The sequence below is a fragment of the Saccharothrix sp. NRRL B-16348 genome, assembly GCF_001280085.1.
Taxonomy (GTDB): Bacteria; Actinomycetota; Actinomycetes; order Mycobacteriales; family Pseudonocardiaceae; genus Actinosynnema.
Genome location: NZ_LGED01000208.1, coordinates 70,615 through 86,875, shown reverse-complemented (window position 1 = coordinate 86,875; position 16,261 = coordinate 70,615). Strand labels below are relative to the sequence as shown.

15 protein-coding genes are annotated in these 16,261 nt (G+C 73.9%); 11 read left to right on the top strand and 4 right to left on the bottom strand.

Going from position 1 to position 16,261, the window contains the following annotated elements; genetic code table 11:
• Nucleotides 1-77 precede the first annotated feature (77 nt).
• The 5 genes from ADK67_RS25590 to ADK67_RS25570 are packed head-to-tail and all read left to right on the top strand — an operon-like array spanning nucleotide 78 to nucleotide 6,076.
• A complete protein-coding gene (locus ADK67_RS25590; RefSeq protein WP_053719042.1) occupies nucleotides 78-1,097 on the top strand; it encodes a polyprenyl synthetase family protein in 1,020 nt (339 codons plus the stop codon).
• Nucleotides 1,094-2,146 (top strand): UbiA family prenyltransferase, encoded by a 1,053-nt coding sequence (locus ADK67_RS25585; protein ID WP_063797723.1) that lies wholly within the window; start codon nucleotides 1,094-1,096, stop codon nucleotides 2,144-2,146. Before ADK67_RS25590 ends, ADK67_RS25585 begins: the two co-directional genes overlap by 4 nt.
• Complete coding sequence (locus ADK67_RS25580; RefSeq protein WP_053719041.1) at nucleotides 2,143-3,801, top strand: prenyltransferase/squalene oxidase repeat-containing protein; 1,659 nt, start codon at nucleotides 2,143-2,145, stop codon at nucleotides 3,799-3,801. The genes ADK67_RS25585 and ADK67_RS25580 overlap by 4 nt, the downstream gene beginning before the upstream one ends.
• On the top strand, nucleotides 3,798-5,075 hold the full coding sequence (locus ADK67_RS25575; RefSeq protein ID WP_053719040.1) for an FAD-dependent oxidoreductase: 1,278 nt from the start codon (nucleotides 3,798-3,800) through the stop codon (nucleotides 5,073-5,075). Before ADK67_RS25580 ends, ADK67_RS25575 begins: the two co-directional genes overlap by 4 nt.
• Nucleotides 5,072-6,076: a histidinol-phosphate transaminase gene (locus tag ADK67_RS25570; protein WP_053719039.1), complete on the top strand. Its 1,005-nt coding sequence runs from the start codon at nucleotides 5,072-5,074 to the stop codon at nucleotides 6,074-6,076. The genes ADK67_RS25575 and ADK67_RS25570 overlap by 4 nt, the downstream gene beginning before the upstream one ends.
• 33 nt (nucleotides 6,077-6,109) lie before the next feature.
• On the opposite strand, the gene ADK67_RS25565 is transcribed toward ADK67_RS25570, so the two are convergent.
• Complete coding sequence (locus tag ADK67_RS25565) at nucleotides 6,110-7,228, bottom strand: DegT/DnrJ/EryC1/StrS family aminotransferase (protein ID WP_053719038.1); 1,119 nt, start codon at nucleotides 7,226-7,228, stop codon at nucleotides 6,110-6,112.
• 102 nt (nucleotides 7,229-7,330) lie between these two features.
• On the opposite strand from ADK67_RS25565, the gene ADK67_RS25560 reads away from it, so the two are divergent.
• A complete protein-coding gene (locus tag ADK67_RS25560; RefSeq protein ID WP_331459340.1) occupies nucleotides 7,331-8,479 on the top strand; it encodes an RNA-guided endonuclease InsQ/TnpB family protein in 1,149 nt (382 codons plus the stop codon).
• A 137-nt stretch (nucleotides 8,480-8,616) separates the two neighbouring features.
• Here the strand turns inward: ADK67_RS25560 and ADK67_RS25555 are convergent, their stop codons facing one another.
• From ADK67_RS25555 to ADK67_RS25545, 3 genes are read right to left on the bottom strand one after another with little or no spacing between them, the layout of a single operon-like run.
• Nucleotides 8,617-9,381, bottom strand: a complete 765-nt coding sequence (locus ADK67_RS25555; RefSeq protein WP_053719037.1) for a hypothetical protein — start codon at nucleotides 9,379-9,381, stop codon at nucleotides 8,617-8,619.
• On the bottom strand, nucleotides 9,381-9,662 hold the full coding sequence (locus ADK67_RS25550) for a phosphopantetheine-binding protein (protein ID WP_053719036.1): 282 nt from the start codon (nucleotides 9,660-9,662) through the stop codon (nucleotides 9,381-9,383). The genes ADK67_RS25555 and ADK67_RS25550 overlap by 1 nt, the downstream gene beginning before the upstream one ends.
• Nucleotides 9,663-9,686: 24 nt before the next feature.
• Nucleotides 9,687-10,628, bottom strand: coding sequence for a 3-oxoacyl-[acyl-carrier-protein] synthase III C-terminal domain-containing protein (locus ADK67_RS25545; RefSeq protein ID WP_231648354.1), 942 nt, complete (start codon nucleotides 10,626-10,628; stop codon nucleotides 9,687-9,689).
• Between the two features lie 43 nt (nucleotides 10,629-10,671).
• On the opposite strand from ADK67_RS25545, the gene ADK67_RS25540 reads away from it, so the two are divergent.
• From ADK67_RS25540 to ADK67_RS25520, 5 genes are read left to right on the top strand one after another with little or no spacing between them, the layout of a single operon-like run.
• Nucleotides 10,672-11,817: a glycosyltransferase gene (locus ADK67_RS25540; RefSeq protein ID WP_053719035.1), complete on the top strand. Its 1,146-nt coding sequence runs from the start codon at nucleotides 10,672-10,674 to the stop codon at nucleotides 11,815-11,817.
• Between the two features lie 26 nt (nucleotides 11,818-11,843).
• A complete protein-coding gene (locus tag ADK67_RS25535) occupies nucleotides 11,844-12,749 on the top strand; it encodes a thioesterase domain-containing protein (protein ID WP_053719034.1) in 906 nt (301 codons plus the stop codon).
• Nucleotides 12,750-12,784: 35 nt separating this feature from the next.
• Entirely contained in the window at nucleotides 12,785-13,840 is a 1,056-nt protein-coding gene (locus tag ADK67_RS25530) for an ATP-binding cassette domain-containing protein (RefSeq protein WP_082403756.1), read from the top strand.
• An 11-nt stretch (nucleotides 13,841-13,851) separates the two neighbouring features.
• The gene (locus tag ADK67_RS25525) at nucleotides 13,852-14,616 is read left to right on the top strand and encodes an ABC transporter permease (protein ID WP_053719126.1); all 765 of its coding nucleotides are present in this window, start codon (nucleotides 13,852-13,854) and stop codon (nucleotides 14,614-14,616) included.
• On the top strand, nucleotides 14,613-16,259 hold the full coding sequence (locus ADK67_RS25520) for a class I adenylate-forming enzyme family protein (protein ID WP_053719033.1): 1,647 nt from the start codon (nucleotides 14,613-14,615) through the stop codon (nucleotides 16,257-16,259). The genes ADK67_RS25525 and ADK67_RS25520 overlap by 4 nt, the downstream gene beginning before the upstream one ends.
• The last annotated feature ends 2 nt before the right edge of the window (nucleotides 16,260-16,261 follow it).

Here is a 16,261-nt window from a genome sequence, read left to right as displayed (position 1 = left end):
CCTCTTGCCGGGCGAATCTCCGCGCCTTACCGTCACGCTGAGCGTCAAACCTGTCGCCTGTCGAAGGGCGGACGCGCATGACCGTTTCCGACTCACCGCAGTATCGGACTTTCCTCGACGGTCTGGCCCGCAGCGAGTCGGGACGGCTCCTCCAGGAGGAGCTGCGCCGCCGTTGGCCGGAGACGACCGACGAACTGGCTTCCATGGCGCGGTTCGCCCTGGTGCCTGCGGGGAAGCTGCTGCGCCCGCTGATGGCGCTGCACGCCGCGCAGGCCGTCGGCGGCGACCCGCTGCGCGTCACCGCGGCCGTGCTCTCGCTGGAGTACGTCCACACCGCGACCCTGGTGCACGACGACATCATCGACGGTGACGACGTGCGCCGCGGCCGGCCGTCGGTGCACGCCGCCTACGGAGTCCCGAACGCGATCGTCGCGGGTGACGGCCTGATCTTCAGCGCCTTCGAGTCCCTTGTGGACGAACCGTGGTCGGCCTCGCCCGCGCGCGTGGTGGCGGCGGTCGGCGAGCTGGCCGAGGTCGGCCGCGACCTGTGCCGCGGCCAGGTGCTGGAGTCGCGCCTCGTCGGCGACCCGGAGGAGGGCGCGCGCTGGTACGAGGAGATGGTGCGCCTCAAGACCGGCGCGCTGTTCCGGGCCGCCTGCTACATCGGGGCGACGCTGGGCGGCGCGGGCGCGGACACCGGCACGATGCTGGCCTCCTACGGCGAGAACGTCGGCATCGCGTTCCAGATCCGCGACGACCTGCTGGCCTTCGTCGCCACGCCCGAGCAGACCGGCAAGCCCGCTGACAGCGACCTGCTCAACGGGCGGCCCACGCTGCCGGTGCTGCTGGCCTACGAGGCGGCCGACGAGGCCGATCGGCGGGAGTTGCGGGACGTCCTGGGCCGCCGTGCCGCACAGGAGGGCGACGTGCGGTGGGTCCGGGACCTGGTGACGGCCTCCGGCGCGGTGCAGAGCGCACACCGGCGGATGGCGTCCCACGTGGAGCGGGCGCTGGCCGGGCTGGCGGGGCTGTCGCCGTCGCCGCACGCGACCGCGCTGGCCGACATCGCGCGCTGGACCACGAGCGGGGCGCGGTGAGCGCACCGCCGGCCGGCCAGGGTCGGGACGTGGGCTTCGGCGCGGCGGTCCGGGCGCACGTGGAGACGTGGCGCCCGTACACGCTCTGGTACGTCGGGCTGGTTGGGCTCGGTGGCGCGGTCCTGGCCGGCGCGGCCGGGCACCCGTGGCGGCTGCTCGCGGCGTGGGCCGCGCCCACCGCGGGCTGGCTGGGCGGGCACTACCTGGGCGACTACTTCGACCGGCACCTGGACGCCATCGGCAAACCGCACCGACCGATCCCGTCGGGGAGGTTGAGCCCGCGCGTCGCCCGGGCGTGCGGTGTGCTGTGCATGCTGGTGGTGGCGGCGATCGCCGTGCTGGGCGGGTGGCCGACGCTGCTGGCCGCCGCGCTCGGCGTGTTCGGGATCGTCGCCTACAGCCGGTGGGCCAAGGCGCGCGGCATCGCGGGCAACCTGGTGCGCGGCGCGCTCGGCGCGATCGCCCTGGTGTACGGGGTGTGCGTGGCCGGGACGTGGCCGTCGTCGGGGATCGCCGCGGTGGTGGCGCTGGCGGCGGTGTTCTGGCTGCACGACACGACGTCCAACCTGGTCGGCACGCTGCGCGACGTGGACGGCGACCGCGCGGGCGGCTACGACACGCTGCCGGTGCGCCGCGGCATGCCCTTCGCGGTGTGGACGGTCCTCGCGCTGTACCTGGCGGTGCTCGGCGCGGCGGTGGCGGGCGGGCTGCTGGCCGAGGTCGGCGACCGGACGGCGTACCTGGTGACGCTGGCCGTCGTGGCCGCGCTGGGCGTGCTCGCGCTGGCGCCCCTGGTCCGGCGGCGCGCGGACGTGCCGGTGGTCGTCGCGCTGCGGAGCCACGAAGTGCTGGTGGTCGAACGGCTCGTGCTCGCCTCGGCGGTCGTCGGCCTCGGCCTGGGCGTCGGCTGGCAACTGGGGCTGGTCCTGCCGCTGGCCGCGCTGACATGGTGGACGCAGTCGGCGATGCGCGGCAGGCACGAGCTGGGCACCTCCCGGCCGTCCGAGGTCCGCCCGCGCCGCCTGATCCCGTTGGAGGACAAGACATGACAGCCGTGTCGCAGGTCGACGTCGCGAGGGCCGTGGAGCGCGGGGCGGAGGCGCTGCTGGCCCGGCAGCGCCCGGACGGCGCGTTCACCGACGACCCGCCCGCCTCGGTGCTGGGCACCGCGGGCACGATCACGGCGCTGCACGCCGCCGACCCGGTCGCCCACGCCGACCTGGTCGAGGGCGGCGCGGCGTGGCTGCGCGACCGGCAGCACGGCGACGGCACCTGGGGCGGGGTGGACGGCGCGCCCGGCGAGGTCGTGCCCACCGCCATCGCCACCGCCGCCCTGCACATCGTCTCCCCGGAGCGCGGCGCGACGGCCGTGACCGCCGGGCGTGCCGCGCTGGCCGCGCTGGGCGGCGTGGACGCGGTGACCGACCGCGCGGTCGCGCTGATGTGCCGCCAGTTCCTGACCCTGGCCGGGCTGACCGCCGAGGCGGGTGCGCTGCGGCGGCTGCCGCTGGAGATCGTGCTGGCCGACAAGGTGCGGCGGCGGCTGATCTCGTTCCGCACCGCGCCGTTCGTCGGCCTGGCGCTCATGCAGGACGGCCTGCTGCCCACGGGGCCGGTGCGCCGGTTCACCCTGCGCCTGGCCCGTCCGGCGGCGCTGCGACTGGTCCGCGCGGTGTACGAGCACGAGGGCCGCACCGGGGCGCTCAGCGAGGACCCGTGGCCGGCCGCCCTGGTGCTGCTCGGCCTGGCCCGCTCCGGCGAGGCACCCGACATCGCCGCCGCCATCGCGGGCTGGCTGCGCGCCGCGGTCCGGCCCGAGGGCGCGTGGGACGCGGTGGCCAACCTCGACCTGACCCGCACCGGCTACGCCACCACCGGCCTGGTCGCCGCCGGGTACGCAGGGGACCCCCGGCTGCGCGCGGCCCGCGACTTCCTGCACGCCGCCCGCACCACCGAGCCGTTCACCGTCCTCGACGTCCCGGCGGGCGGCTGGAGCTTCTCCACCCGGCGCGGCTGGCCGGTGACGCTGGAGTCGGCCGAGATCCTCAGCGCGCTGGCCGGGCTGCCCGGCGCCGCCGAGGACGCCGAGCTGCGCGGTGGGCTGGAGTGGCTGACCGGGCGGCAGGACACGCGCGGCTCGTGGAGCCTGTGGGTCCGCGACACCAAGCTCGCCAACGACGGGCCGTGCCCGGCGATCACCAGCCAGGCCGTCCACGCCCTGCTGGACGCGGGCCGCCCCGCCGACGACCCGGCCGTGGCCTCCGCCGTCGCGTGGCTGCTCACCGCGCAGAACCCGGACGGCACGTTCGAGAACCTGTGGTACCGCGACCACACGTCCGGGACCGCCGTCGTGGTCGGCGCGCTGGCGCGGGCCGGGCACGGCGGGCACGAGGTCGTGCGCAAGGCGGTGGAGTGGCTGTTGCGCACCCAGCTGCCCGACGGCTCGTGGGGCCCGGGCGACGGGACCGAGGGCTCGGTCGAGGAGACCTCCTGGGCGGTCCAGGCGCTGCTGGCGGCGGGAACGGGCGCGGACGCGGTGGACCGGGGCGTGGCCTGGCTGGTGGCCGTCGCCACACCCGACGGCGGGTGGGAGCCCACGCGGGTGTGCAACTACATCCGCCACCACGTGCGCTACGCCAACGGCGTGGTCACGCAGGCCGTGGCGCTCAAGGCGCTGGGCGAGTACCGGGCGGCCGTCCGATGACGCTGCCGGAGACCGTCGACGTCGTGGTGTCCGGCGCGGGCGCGGGCGGGCTGGCCGCCGCACGGGCGCTGGGCGCGACCGGCCTGCGGGTGCTGGTGCTGGACCGCAGGCGCACCCCCGCGCCGACCGCCAAGGGCGAGATCCTCCAGCCCGGCGCGGTGCGCGTGCTGGACGACTGGGGCGCCCTGGACGACCTGAGGGCCGCCGACGCGCGCCCGGTGGACCGGCTGGCCATCCGCGACGGCGACGGCACCGCGCTGCTGGCCGTCGAGTACGGTGCCCTGCCCGGCCCGTACCGGCAGGTGCTGTGCGCGTCCTACGAGGACCTGTGCGCGGCGATCACCCGCTCGCTGCCCGACACCGTGGAGATCGTCCGCGGCGTGCGCGTGGGCGGGGTGCTGCGCGATGGCGGACGGGTCGCGGGCGTGGCGGCCGACGGCGGCGAGGTCCGCGCGCGGTTGGTCGTGGCGGCCGACGGCATGTCCTCGGCGCTGCGCAAGGACGCCGGGATCACCGTCGACCGGGACGAGTACCCGCACCGGCTGCTGGCCTTCGACGTGGCCGACGTGGACGTGCCCGGCGAGGTGACGGCCTACCGCACCGCGCGCGGCCTGCGCCTGGTCTACCCGCTGCCCGGCCGCCGCTGCCGGCTCTACGTCCAGGTCGCGCCGGACGAGTTCCGCGCCACCGGGTTGGCCGAGCTGGGCCGCTGGGTCGACGGCGTGCTCGCCGAGGTGCCCGCGCTCGCGCCGCTGGCGCCCGCGCTGGAGGCGAGCCTGCACCGCCGGCAGCTGTTCGGCGTGTCCCGGCTGCGGGCGGGACGGCTGGCCGTGCCCGGCCTGGCGCTGGTCGGCGAGGCCGCGCACGCCGTGCACCCGATGGCGGCGCAGGGCGTCAACAGCTCGCTGGCCGACGCCGAGGCGCTGGCCGAGGCACTGGGAGAAGCGCTGGGAGACGGGGATCCGGCGGTGGACGAGGCGCTGGCGGCGTACGAGGCGGCCCGGCGGCCGAGCCTGGACCACATCGCGCAGGTCAGCCACAACGCCGCCCGCATGATCACCGCGCTGTCCGGCGCACCCCGGCTGCTCGGCGCGCGGATGATGCGCCGCACCGCGGCCAACCCCCGGCTGCTGCGGCGCACCGCGGGCAACATGTCCGGCACGGACGTCCGGCCGCTGACGTTCGTCGACCGGCTCTACCAACTGGGCGTGCTCGCCGACCGGCGTGCCCACGACCCGCACGCGGTCGACCCGAGGGGAAGCGAGGTCCGATGACCGCCGTCGACGCCGACCGGCTGCACGACCTGTCCATGAACGAGACGCCCCACCCGCCGCTGCCCGCGCTGCGGCAGGTGGTCGCCGAGGGCGCGGCGCTGCTCAACCGCTACCCCGACCGGCTGGCCGGGGCGCTCACCGCCGGGCTGGCCCGGCACCTGGGCGTCACCCCGGAGACGGTCCTCGTCGGACCGGGCTCGGCGGGGCTGCTGCAGCACCTGGTGCAGTCGTTCGGGCCGAAACCGGAGGTCGTGCACGCGGCGCTGTCGTTCGAGGGCTACCCCCTGATCATCGCCAACGCGGGCGCCAAGAGCGTGCCCGTGCCGATGGACGGCTACCGGCACGACCTGCGCGCGATGGCCGACGCCGTCACCGATGCCACCCGGTGCGTGCTGATCTGCAACCCCAACAACCCCACCGGGTCCGCGCTGGGCCGCGCCGAGCTGGCCGAGTTCCTCGGCCGCGTGCCCGCCGACGTGCCAGTGGTGATCGACGAGGCCTACCGGCACTTCGCCACCGACCCGGACTTCCCCGACGCGCTGGACCTGTACCGCGACCACCCGAACGTGTGCGTGGTGCGCACCTTCTCCAAGGCCTACGGCCTGGCCGCGCTGCGCGTCGGCTACGCGGTGCTGCCCGCGGACCGGGTGATGGCCGCGCGGATGACCGGCATGGTGTTCCTGACCAACTCCCTGGGCCAGGCCGCCGCGCTGCGCGCCCTCGACCCGGACGTCACCGAGGAGCTGTCGCGGCGGTGCGCCGACGTGGCCGCGCAGCGCGCCCGGCTGGTCGCCGGGCTGCGCGACGCCGGGTACACCGCGCCCGACAGCGAGGCCAACTTCGTGTGGCTGCCGCTGGGGGAGGACAGCGCCGCGTTCACCGCCGACGCCAAGGCCGCGGGCATCCTGGTGGCGTGCCTGGACGGGCGGGGCGTGCGGGTCACCGTCGGCACGGCCGAGGCCAACGACCGGTTCGTCGCCTTCGCGCGCTCCCGGAGGTAGGCGCCGCGCCGGGTCCCGGCGCGGCGCGCGTCCCTACCAGCCCGCCTTGATGGTGGACACGATGTGCCCGCGGTCCTCCTCGGTCAGCCACCAGCCGACCGGGATGGACACCATCCGCGTGCCCACGCTGTCCAGGCCGGGCAGCAGCGCGGCGTACTCGCGCACCGTCGTGTAGACGTCGTTGCGCTCGTGCACCTGGCTGGCCATGATGCCCGCCTCCTCCATGCGGCGCATGAACCCGTCGCGGTCGTCGACCTTGATCGTGTAGATCCAGAACGACGACTCGCGGTCGGGCGCGCGTTCGGTCAGCTCCAGGCCCGGCACGTCGGCCAACTCCGCGTCGAAGTACGCGGCGTTGCGCCGGTGCTTGGCCAGGTTCTCGTCCACGTGGTCCAGGTTGCCCAGGCCGATGGTGGCGTTGATGTCGTTCATGTGGAACTTGAAGCCGAACTCGGGGATGTCGTTGAGGAACGAGAACCGCGCGTTGGTCTCGCGGTCGATGCCGTACCACCGCAGCAGCCGGGCCCGGCGGGCCAGCTCCTTGTCCGGCAGCACGACGAGGCCGCCGTCACCGGCGGTCAGGTGCTTGATGGCCTGGAAGCTGAACACCGAGATGTTGCCGTGGTTGCCCAGTTGCTTGCCGTCGAACGTGGCGCCCCAGGCGTGCGCGCAGTCCTCGATCACCATGGGACGCGCGCCGTGCACCTTCTCCGCCTGGTCCAGCACCTCGGCCAGCCGCCGCAGGTCCACCGGGTAGCCGGCCCAGTGCACCACGATGATCGCCTTGGTCTGCGGGGTGATCTTGCGGGCCAGGTCGTCCAGGTCCATGTTGAGGTTGGCGGGGTCGACGTCCACCCAGCGCAGGCGCAGGCCGTTGGCCAGCACCGGCCAGTTGGTGGCGCTGCACGTCATCGGCGTGGTCAGCACTTCGCCACCCTCACCGCCCACGCCGCCGGTCACCAGGTGCAGGGCCAGGTGCAGGCCCGAGGTGGCGCTGTTGACGGTGGCGAGCTTCGGGTTGCCGATCCGGGTGGCCAGGGCGGCCTCGAACTCGTCGACTTTGGCGCCCTGCCCGATGAAGCCGCTGGTCAGGACCTTCTCGACGAGGGCCGGCACGGTACCGGACATCGCGACCTTGAACAGGGGGATCATTCTGGGCTCCTGTCGGTGGATACCGCGGCGTTCACGCCGAGGTGGAAACCGATGCTCTCGACCGCATCGGCAAGGCTCACCCACTGGGGTGTTATGTGAGGCATGTCATCCATGCAGGTGGTGAAGCGGGCGTTCCGGTACCGCTTCCATCCGTCTGCGGCGCAGGAAATGGAGTTGTTGCGCACATTCGGGTGTGTGCGGGTGGTCTACAACCGGGCGTTGGAGGCCCGCACGCAAGCGTGGTACGGCGAGCACCGCCGGGTGAATTACGCGCAGACCTCGGCCCTGCTGACCGAGTGGAAGCGCACGGAGGGGCTGGGGTTCCTCAACGAGGTGTCGTCGGTGCCGTTGCAGCAGTCGCTGCGGCACCTCCAGTCGGCGTTCACCGCGTTCTGGGAGAAGCGGTCCCGCTACCCGCGGTTCAAGTCCCGCAAGCGCGGCAGGGCGTCGGCGGAGTACACCCGGTCGGCGTTCCGTTGGCGCGACGGCCGGCTCACCTTGGCGAAGATGACCGAACCGCTGGACATCGTGTGGTCCCGGCCGCTGCCCCGGGGTGCCGAGCCGTCCACGGTGACGGTCTCGCGCGACCCGGCCGGCCGGTGGCACGTGTCGATCCTGGTGGAGACGACCGTCGCCCACGCACCGACCGTCGACCGCGTCGTGGGCGTCGACGCCGGGATCACCTCCCTGGTCACCCTCTCGACCGGGGAGAAGATCGTCAACCCGAGGCACGAGCGACGCGACCGGGAACGCCTGGCCCGCGCGCAGCGGGTACTGGCCCGCAAACAGAAGGGCTCCGCCAATCGGGCCAAGGCCCGGCTGCGGGTGGCCCGTGTCCACGCCCGCATCGCCGACCGCCGGCGTGATCTGCTGCACAAGCTGACCACCCGACTCGTCCAGGAGAACCAACTGGTCGTGATCGAGGACCTGGCGGTCCGCAACATGGTCAAGAACCGGACCCTGGCCCGCGCCATATCCGACGCGGCCTGGTCGGACCTGCGGTCGATGCTGGAGTACAAGTGCGACTGGTACGGCCGCGACCTGGTCGTGGTCGACCGCTGGCTGCCCTCCAGCAAGATCTGCTCGCACTGCGGGCACCTGCTCGACACGCTGCCGCTGCGGGTGCGGGAGTGGACGTGCCCCGGTTGCGGGGTTTCGCATGATCGCGACGTCAACGCCGCGCGTAACGTCCTGGCCGCCGGGCAGGCGGTCACAGCCTGTGGAGCCGGAGTGAGACCGACCCGACGCTAGTCGGCGAGGCATCCGGCGAAACCTCCCTTCCGGGGAGAAGAAGCAGGAACTGCCGGGCGCGAGCCCGGCGGGGAACCCCTCCCTTCAGGGAGGGGAGGCTGTCAAGCGTGCTCCTTCGTCGTGCGGCCGGTTTCCGGTCAGCGCACCTCGATCCCGACCAGGCAGAGGTAGCGCAGTTCGCGGTCGTACTCGCCGACCACCACCAACCCACCCGGCTCGGCGAGCGCGTCGGCCAGCCGCCACCACACCCCGGTGAGCGGCTGACCGCCGGGCACGCGGTCGGGGTCTTCGGGCCACACCGCGGACAGCGCCTCGCCCAGCACGAGGCGCACCCGGTCGTGACCGGCGGACAGGTCGGCGATCGTCCGGGCCGCCAGCTCCGCCGCGGCCTCCGGGGCCACGTCCGGGAACTGGCGGAGGTCGGTGACGCGGTGGCCCGCGTCGGCACCGCAGAGCAGGGCGACGCCGCGGTGCTCGCGCGGCGGCGGCACCGTCGAGTCGTAGGGCAGCCAGCCCTGCTCGACGGCCACCACCAGCGCCCGCCGCGGCGCGCGGTCGCGGACCAGGCGCAGCGCGGTGAACGGCGCGGCGCTGCCCTGGTCGCACACCGCGAACGCCAGCGGCGTGCCGGGGCAGACGTGGCTGAGGTAGGTGGCCGTGGCGCGGCCCGGCCACATGTCGTGGATGGAGAACGCCAGCACCAGCAGGTCCACCGGCCCGTCCGCGGCGGCGGCCACCAGCGCGGCGGCCATCTCGCCGTAGGACTGGCCGGACAGCTCCGGCGCCGGCGCCGACCCGGTCAGGTCGGCCAGGTACTCCGCCACACCCGCCCGGTGCGCGTCGTCGGCCAGGAAGACCGCCGGGCCGGGGAAGACCCGGCGCTCGGCGCGCAGCACGCGCACTACCAGGGCCTGCAGTGCGAGGCGATGAACGTGGCCAGCTGGCCCACCGTCCGCAGCTCGTCGGTGCGCATGTTCTCCACGTCGATCTGCACGCCCAGCCGCTCCTCGACCTCCAGCAGCAGTTCCAGGCCCAGCGACGAGCTCAGGCCGAGCTCGTCGGCCATGTCCATGTCCTCGGTGACCGGCCCGTCCCGCTCGGACAGCCGTGCGATCACCTCGGTCATCGCCTCGACCACGCGGGGCCGCAACTCGGTGTCGACCTGGGCTTCGGGTGCGGTCATGGCGGCCTCCTGGCGGAACGGGACTCAGTGCTGGAACACCATCGCGGAGAACGTCGCCCCGGCGCCCGCGCCGACCGCGGCCACGAGGTAGCGGTCGCCCTCGCGCAGCAGCCCGCGCTCGCGCGCCGTGGTGTAGTTGGCGAACGCGTCGGAGCAGAACAGGTGGCCGTTGACCGGCACGTTGGACAGCAGCACGCGCTCCACCGGGAAGTCCATCAGCAGGCAGAGCCGTTGCCAGGTCACGACGTTGACGTTGTGGGGCAGCACCAAGGCGATGTCGTCCAGCGCCAGGCCTGCCTCGTCCACCGCCTCGCGGATCACCCCGGCCAGGGACGGCCGGTACTCGCGCTGGAAGCGCTCGGCGCTCTCCCCGAACTCGGTGTCGAACTCGCCGCGCTGGGCGCAGGCGAACGACAGCATCCGGTCGCGCGGGCCGTGCGCGCTGACCAGGCCGGCCGACGCGCCCTCGCCGAAGATCGACGTGCCCGGCAGCAGGCGCGCGTCACGGGTGAACGCCTTCTCGCCGGTGAGGACGAGCGCGAGCGCGTCGGGGTCCGGGTCGGCCTCCAGCAGCCGCCCCGCCGTCTCCAGGGCGAGCAGCCCGCTGGCGCAGCTCTGGTGGGTGACGGTGAACGCCAGCGCGTGGCCCAGCCCGGCCTCCCGGCACACCTCGTGCAGCGGGTTGTCCGGGTACGGGACCACGACGGGCATGGCCCGCCCGTAGACCACGTACCGCACCAGGTGCTCACGCCCGCGCAGCGCGCCGATGCCGTCGATCGCCGCGCGCAACAGGTCGGCCAACGACCGCTCCGGGTCGAGGCTGATCTCGCCGAGCCCGTGGAACCGCCGGAAGAGCCGGACCTGCATGTCGGTCAACCCCAGCGGTTCGGCGAGGCTTTCGATGGGAACGCGGACAGCCGGCGTGTACACCGACACCGCGTCGAGCGCGGTCACAATCGGGATCACACCACGCGTCCTGGCGGACGTCAATGTGTGCCATCATCGTTCGATGTCGCGGTTCCTGCTCGTCGTGCTGCCGCTGCAAGGCCACCTGTTCCCGATGCTCGCCATCGGCCAAGAACTCGTCCACAGTGGACACGAGGTGGTGTGGTGCGGTCCGGAGGACACGCTGCGCCCACTGGTCGGTCCGGACGCGGTGGTGCACCCCACCGGGGTACGCGCCTACCGCCGTTACGCCGAGACCGGCATGGCCGGCGTCCGGGCGCTGTGGGACGGCTACCTGCTGCCGTTCACCCGGTTCATCCTCGACGCGGTGGACGACGCGGTGGTCCGCCACCGGCCCGACGTCGTGGTCGCCGAGCAGTACGCGCTGGCAGGAGGCCTGGTGGCGCACCGCCGGGGCGTGCGGTGGGCCAGCCTGTGCACCGGCCTGCTGGAACTCGCGCCACCGCCCGAGCTGGTCGGGTTCGACGATTTCGTGGCCGACCGGGTCGCGCGGGCCGTTGAGCTGGCCGGACTGCCCGCCGACGAGCCGCTGGACCCCCGGTTCTCACCGCACCTGGTGATCGCCCTGTCCAGTCCCGGCCTCACCCCGCCCGACGCGCTGCCGCCCCGGACGGTGCTGGCCGGCGCGGCGCTGGGCAGGCGGCCCAACGCCCCGGGATTCCCCTGGCACGACTGGGACGACGACCGCCGGCACGTGCTGGTCACGGTCGGCACCATCGTCGGCCACATGATCGGCGACTTCTACGAGCGCGCCGCCGCGGTGCTCGCGCCGCTGGCCGACGACGTGCAGGCGGTGTTCGTCACCTCCGGGGTGGACGCGAAGTCGTTCCCCGGCAACGCCATCGCCGTCGACCTGGTGCCGATGCTGGACCTGATGCCCCGTTTGGACGCCGTGGTCTGCCACGCGGGTGGTGCGGTCAACGAGGCGTTGAGCTACGGGGTCCCGATGGTCCTCGCCCCGGTCCGGGCCGAGCAGGTGGCGCTGTCGCACCGGGTCGCGGCGGCGGGCGCGGGCATCGAGGTGCCCATCCTGGACGTGACGGTGGCCGAGCTGGACGCGGCCGTGCGCGCCGTCCTGGACCAACCGGCCTACCGGGACGGCGCCCGCCGGATCGGCGACGAGTTCGCCGCCGCGGGTGGCGCGCCCGCCGCCGCCGCGCACCTCGTCGCGCTGGCGGCTGGCGGCTGACCGCCTCCAGCCGCGAGGATGGGCGCGTGGAAGGGCTGAGAGCGAAGGCGTTGCCCACCGCGGACGAGTTCGCGTGGGCGCGGCAGCGGCGGGCCGACATCAGGGCCGCGGGCGGCATCCTGGACCTGGTGCTGCCGCTGCGCGAGGGCGGCGACGGCGCGCCGCTGTTCTGCCTGCCGCCGTTGGTCGGCGCGAGCTGGTGCTACCTGGCCCTGCTGCCGCACCTGGACGCGGCGCACCCGGTGTACGGGCTCCAGTCCCGCGGGCTGCGGAGACCCGAACCGCTGCCGGTGGACCTGGCCGAGACGGCCCGCGACTGGGCCGACCTGATCCGCGCCACCCGCCCCGGCCCTTACCACCTGTTCGGCTGGTCCCTCGGCGCGAACACCGCGCACGCGGTGGCCGAGGAGTTGCAGCGGCGAGGGGACGAGGTGGCGCTGCTGGTCATCGGCGACGCCACGCCCGACCTGCCGCACGGCCTGGGCGTCGGCGACGACAACCTGTGGCTGCTGTGCGACTTCGTGCTGCGCGAGTTCGGCTACCAGCCGGTGGTCGAGCCGGACGACCCCGACCCGGTGGGCCGGCTGGTCCAAGTGGTGCGCGGACGCCCGGGGCTGGGCCTGTCGGAGTGGCCCGACCGGCGGTTGCGGGCGCTGCCCCGCGTCATCCGCCACACCATCGCGGTGGCGCAACGGCACCGGCCCGGCCTGGTGCGCTGCCCGGTGCTGTTCCTGTCGGCGACCCGGACGCGGCGGAGCACCGAAGCGAAGGTCGCGTCGTGGGACGGCCACCTCGACGGTCCGGTGGAGGTGGTCGAAGTGGACTGCGAGCACGAGCACATGCTGCTGCCGCGCCCGGTGGCGGCGATCGGCGCGGCCGTCGGCGCGCGGATGACTCCCCGCGGCGGTGCGCCGGCGCGTCCGAAAGCGTGATTGTCGTTGCGCCGCAGCTAACCTAGCCTCAGCGGATGAGCACCCGCCCCACGCTGTCGGCGCGCGACCCCGTCGTGCCGGACCGAGCCGCCGTCGGCGAGCGGCGGGACCTGGTCATCGAGGCGTCCGGTTTGCGCAAGACCTATCGCAAACGGGGACGCAAGGCCAAGGCCGTGGAAGCGGTGCGGGACGTGGGCTTCGCGGTGCGCGCGGGCGAGATCTTCGGGTTCCTCGGGCCCAACGGCGCGGGCAAGTCGACCACGCTGCGGATGCTGGCCACCCTGGTCCGCCCGGACGGCGGCAGCGCTCGCATCGGCGGCGTGGACCTGGTGCGCTCGCCCGCGCGCGTCCGCGACGTGATCGGGTTCGTCGCGCAGTCCAGCGGCACCTACGACGACGCCTCGGCGCGGCAGGAACTCGTCGCCCAGGCGCGGATGCACGGCCGGGGCAAGGCCGAGGCCGAGCAGCTGGCGGCCGCCGCGATCACCACCTTCGACCTGGCGGAGTTCGCCGACCGCCGCGTCCGCACCTACTCCGGCGGGCAGCGCCGGCGGCTGGACTTCGCGTTGGGCGTGATCCACCGGCCGTCGGTGATGTTCCTGGACGAGCCCACCGCAGGCCTGGACCCGCCCAGCCGGGCGCGCATGTGGCGCGAGGTGCGGCGGTTGCGCGACAACGGCATGACCGTCTTCCTCACCACGCACTACCTCGACGAGGCGGACTCGTTGTGCGACCGCATCTCCATCATCGACCGGGGCCTGATCGTCGCCGAGGGCACGCCCTCTGACCTCAAGCGGGAGATCTCCGGCGACGTCGTCACGGTCGGCCTGGCGGCCCTCGACGAGGCGGGCCAGGTCGACGCCGAGAAGCTGCGCCGCGCCGCCGACGTGCTGACTCCGCAGCCGTACGTGCGCGGCGTGGAGGCGGTCGACGCGACCCTGCGCCTGTACGTGGACGGCGCGGCCACCGCCATCCCGCTGATCATGGCCGCGCTGCTGCGCGCCGGGGTCGAGCCGAGCGCCATCGAGTCCCGCAGGCCCAGCCTGGACGACGTGTTCCTGGCCAAGACCGGCCGCACCCTGGACGACTGAAGGTGGCCGGCGTGAAAGTGCTCCGCGACACCTGGCTGATCTTCAGCTTCGAGACCAGGATCATGGCGCGCAACCCCACCGTGGTCGCGCTGACGCTGGCCCAGCCGATCACGTTCCTGGTGCTGTTCGCGCCCTTCCTCAAGGTCGCGATGGCGGGTCGGGGCGTGGAGAGCTACGGCGACGCCTACGCCGTCTACGTGCCCGGCCTGTTCGTCGCGATGGGCCTGCTCGGCGGCCTGTACGCGGGCTACGGCCTGCTCAGCTCGTTGCGCGCGGGCATCATCGACCGCTGCCGGGTCACCCCGGTCAGCCGCACCGGCCTGCTGCTGGGCCGGGCGCTGATGCACGTGGCGCTGCTGGAGTTCCAGGCGACGGTGATCACCATCGCGGCACTGCCGTTCGGGCTGCGGGTGAACCTGCTGGACCTGGTGGTGTCCTACGCCCTGCTGTCGCTGGTCATCCTGCTCAGCATCTCGATCTCCTACGCCATCGCCCTGCTGGTCCGCAACGAGAACAGCCTGGGCGTGCTGATCAACACCGTCGGCCAGCCCGTGTCGCTGCTCGCCGGCGTGCTCATCCCGCTGACCCTGGCGCCGCTGTGGGTGCAGAACGTGGCGCTGTGGAACCCGTTCGCCTGGGCCACCGACGCCCTGCGCGCCCTGTTCACCGGGCACTTCACCGCGCCCGCGGTCTGGCAGGGCGGCATCGTCATGCTCGTCGCCTGCGGCCTGGCCGTCGGCTGGTCCATCCGCCTGTTCAACCGGGAGGTCTCGTGAGTTCTGCCCAGCTGCGGACGACTCTCGCGCGGGACATGCGCGTGGGTGCGGGCAACGTGCCGCTGATGCTCGTCGAGCACGGCGCGGACCTCGACGCGCCGCGCGTGAGCTTCGACGTGGACGTGGACGGCATCCCGGCGTGGACGCCGCTGTCGCTGCGCCGGTTGACCGAACGGGTCGCCGCGCGGGCCGAGTGGTTCGCCCGCCGGGGGATCGGGCGGCGCGACCCGGTGGCGCTGTTCGTCACCGCCGCGTCGGACGTGTTCCTCAACTTCTTCGCCCTCAACCGGCTCGGCGCGATCCCGGCGCTGATGAACCCGAACATGCCGATCGACGTGGCGGCGGAGTTCATCCGCAAGCTGCGCGGCGTCGGCGTCGTCGTGGACGACGACCACGCGGCGCTGCGCGAGCACGACCTGGGCGTGCCGATCCTCGGCGACGCGGCGGAGATCGGCACGGGCGACCCGCGGGGTGCGCCCGAGCACTACCGCCACCACGGCGACGACCCGGTGGCCATCACGCACTCCTCGGGCACCACCCGCACGCCCACGGCGGTCGTCCACTCGCACCACAGCCTGTTCGCCGCCGTCCGCGCGGTGCGGCTCACCGAAGCCCGGCCGCACGGCCCGGTGCGCGAGCTGACCGCGCTGCCCGCCGCCCACGCCGCCGGCATCATCGTGCTCAACCAGGCGCTGTGCAACGGCTACGAGATCCTGTGCCTGTCCAACCAGGGCGGGCCGTTCGAGCGCAGTGGTGAGGTGATCCTCGACGCCATCGAGCGCTGGCGGCCCACGGGCGTCTACGGCTTCGCCGTGACGTGGTCGGAACTGGCCCGCTTCGACCTGTCCACCCGCGACCTGTCCTCGGTGCGCAACTGGTCGAGCACCGGCGACTGCGCGCACGAGGCGCACGTGCGGCGGCTGGTCGCGGCGGGCAGCCACCCGACGTGGACGCGCGAGGGCGTGGTCCAGGTGCCCGGGTCGAAGTTCGTCGACACGCTGGGCTCCACCGAGATGGGGCACGGCGCGTTCGCCATCGCCCACCGCCTCGGCAGCGACCGCTACGACCGCTGTGTGGGAAAGCCGTACCCGTTCGCCGAAGTGGCGCTGCTGGACGTGACGACGGGGGAAGAGGTGCCGGTCGGGCAGGTCGGGCAGTGCGGCCTCAAGTCGCCGACGCTGGCCCCGGGCTACTGGAACGACTCCGCGGCCACCTACCGGACCCGCCTCAACGGCTACTACCTCACCGGCGACCTCATGTACCGCGACGAGGACGGCTACTACTACCACGTCGACCGAGTGAACGACGCGGTCGACCTGGGCGACGGGAACTGGATCTACACCGCGCTCACCGAGGAGCGCATCCTGGCCCGCAGCCCCGAGGTCCGCGACTGCACGGTCCTGGCGGCCAAGCAGCCGGACGGCACGGTGGTGACCGACGTGCTGCTGATCCTGCGCGACGACGCCGACCCGGAGGCCGACCACGAGGACGTCGTGCGCGGCGCGCTCGGGGAGGCGGCGGCCCGCACGCTGCGGCGCGTCGAGGCCGTCGCCGACGACGGCGTCACCGTCGGCCCGACCGGCAAGGTGCGCAAGTTCCTGATGCGGCAGCGGATCCTGGCGGACGCGACCGGCGGGAGGTAGCG

Bases quoted from the DNA above. Each gene is read 5' to 3' on its own strand.
- ADK67_RS25565 (WP_053719038.1), bottom strand. From the start codon at position 7,228: ATGATCCCCCTGTTCAAGGTCGCGATGTCCGGTACCGTGCCGGCCCTC.
- ADK67_RS25540 (WP_053719035.1), top strand. From the start codon at position 10,672: ATGTCGCGGTTCCTGCTCGTCGTGCTGCCGCTGCAAGGCCACCTGTTC.
- ADK67_RS25580 (WP_053719041.1), top strand. From the start codon at position 2,143: ATGACAGCCGTGTCGCAGGTCGACGTCGCGAGGGCCGTGGAGCGCGGG.
- ADK67_RS25575 (WP_053719040.1), top strand. From the start codon at position 3,798: ATGACGCTGCCGGAGACCGTCGACGTCGTGGTGTCCGGCGCGGGCGCG.
- ADK67_RS25550 (WP_053719036.1), bottom strand. From the start codon at position 9,662: ATGACCGCACCCGAAGCCCAGGTCGACACCGAGTTGCGGCCCCGCGTG.
- ADK67_RS25530 (WP_082403756.1), top strand. From the start codon at position 12,785: ATGAGCACCCGCCCCACGCTGTCGGCGCGCGACCCCGTCGTGCCGGAC.
- ADK67_RS25570 (WP_053719039.1), top strand. From the start codon at position 5,072: ATGACCGCCGTCGACGCCGACCGGCTGCACGACCTGTCCATGAACGAG.
- ADK67_RS25560 (WP_331459340.1), top strand. From the start codon at position 7,331: ATGTCATCCATGCAGGTGGTGAAGCGGGCGTTCCGGTACCGCTTCCAT.
- ADK67_RS25590 (WP_053719042.1), top strand. From the start codon at position 78: ATGACCGTTTCCGACTCACCGCAGTATCGGACTTTCCTCGACGGTCTG.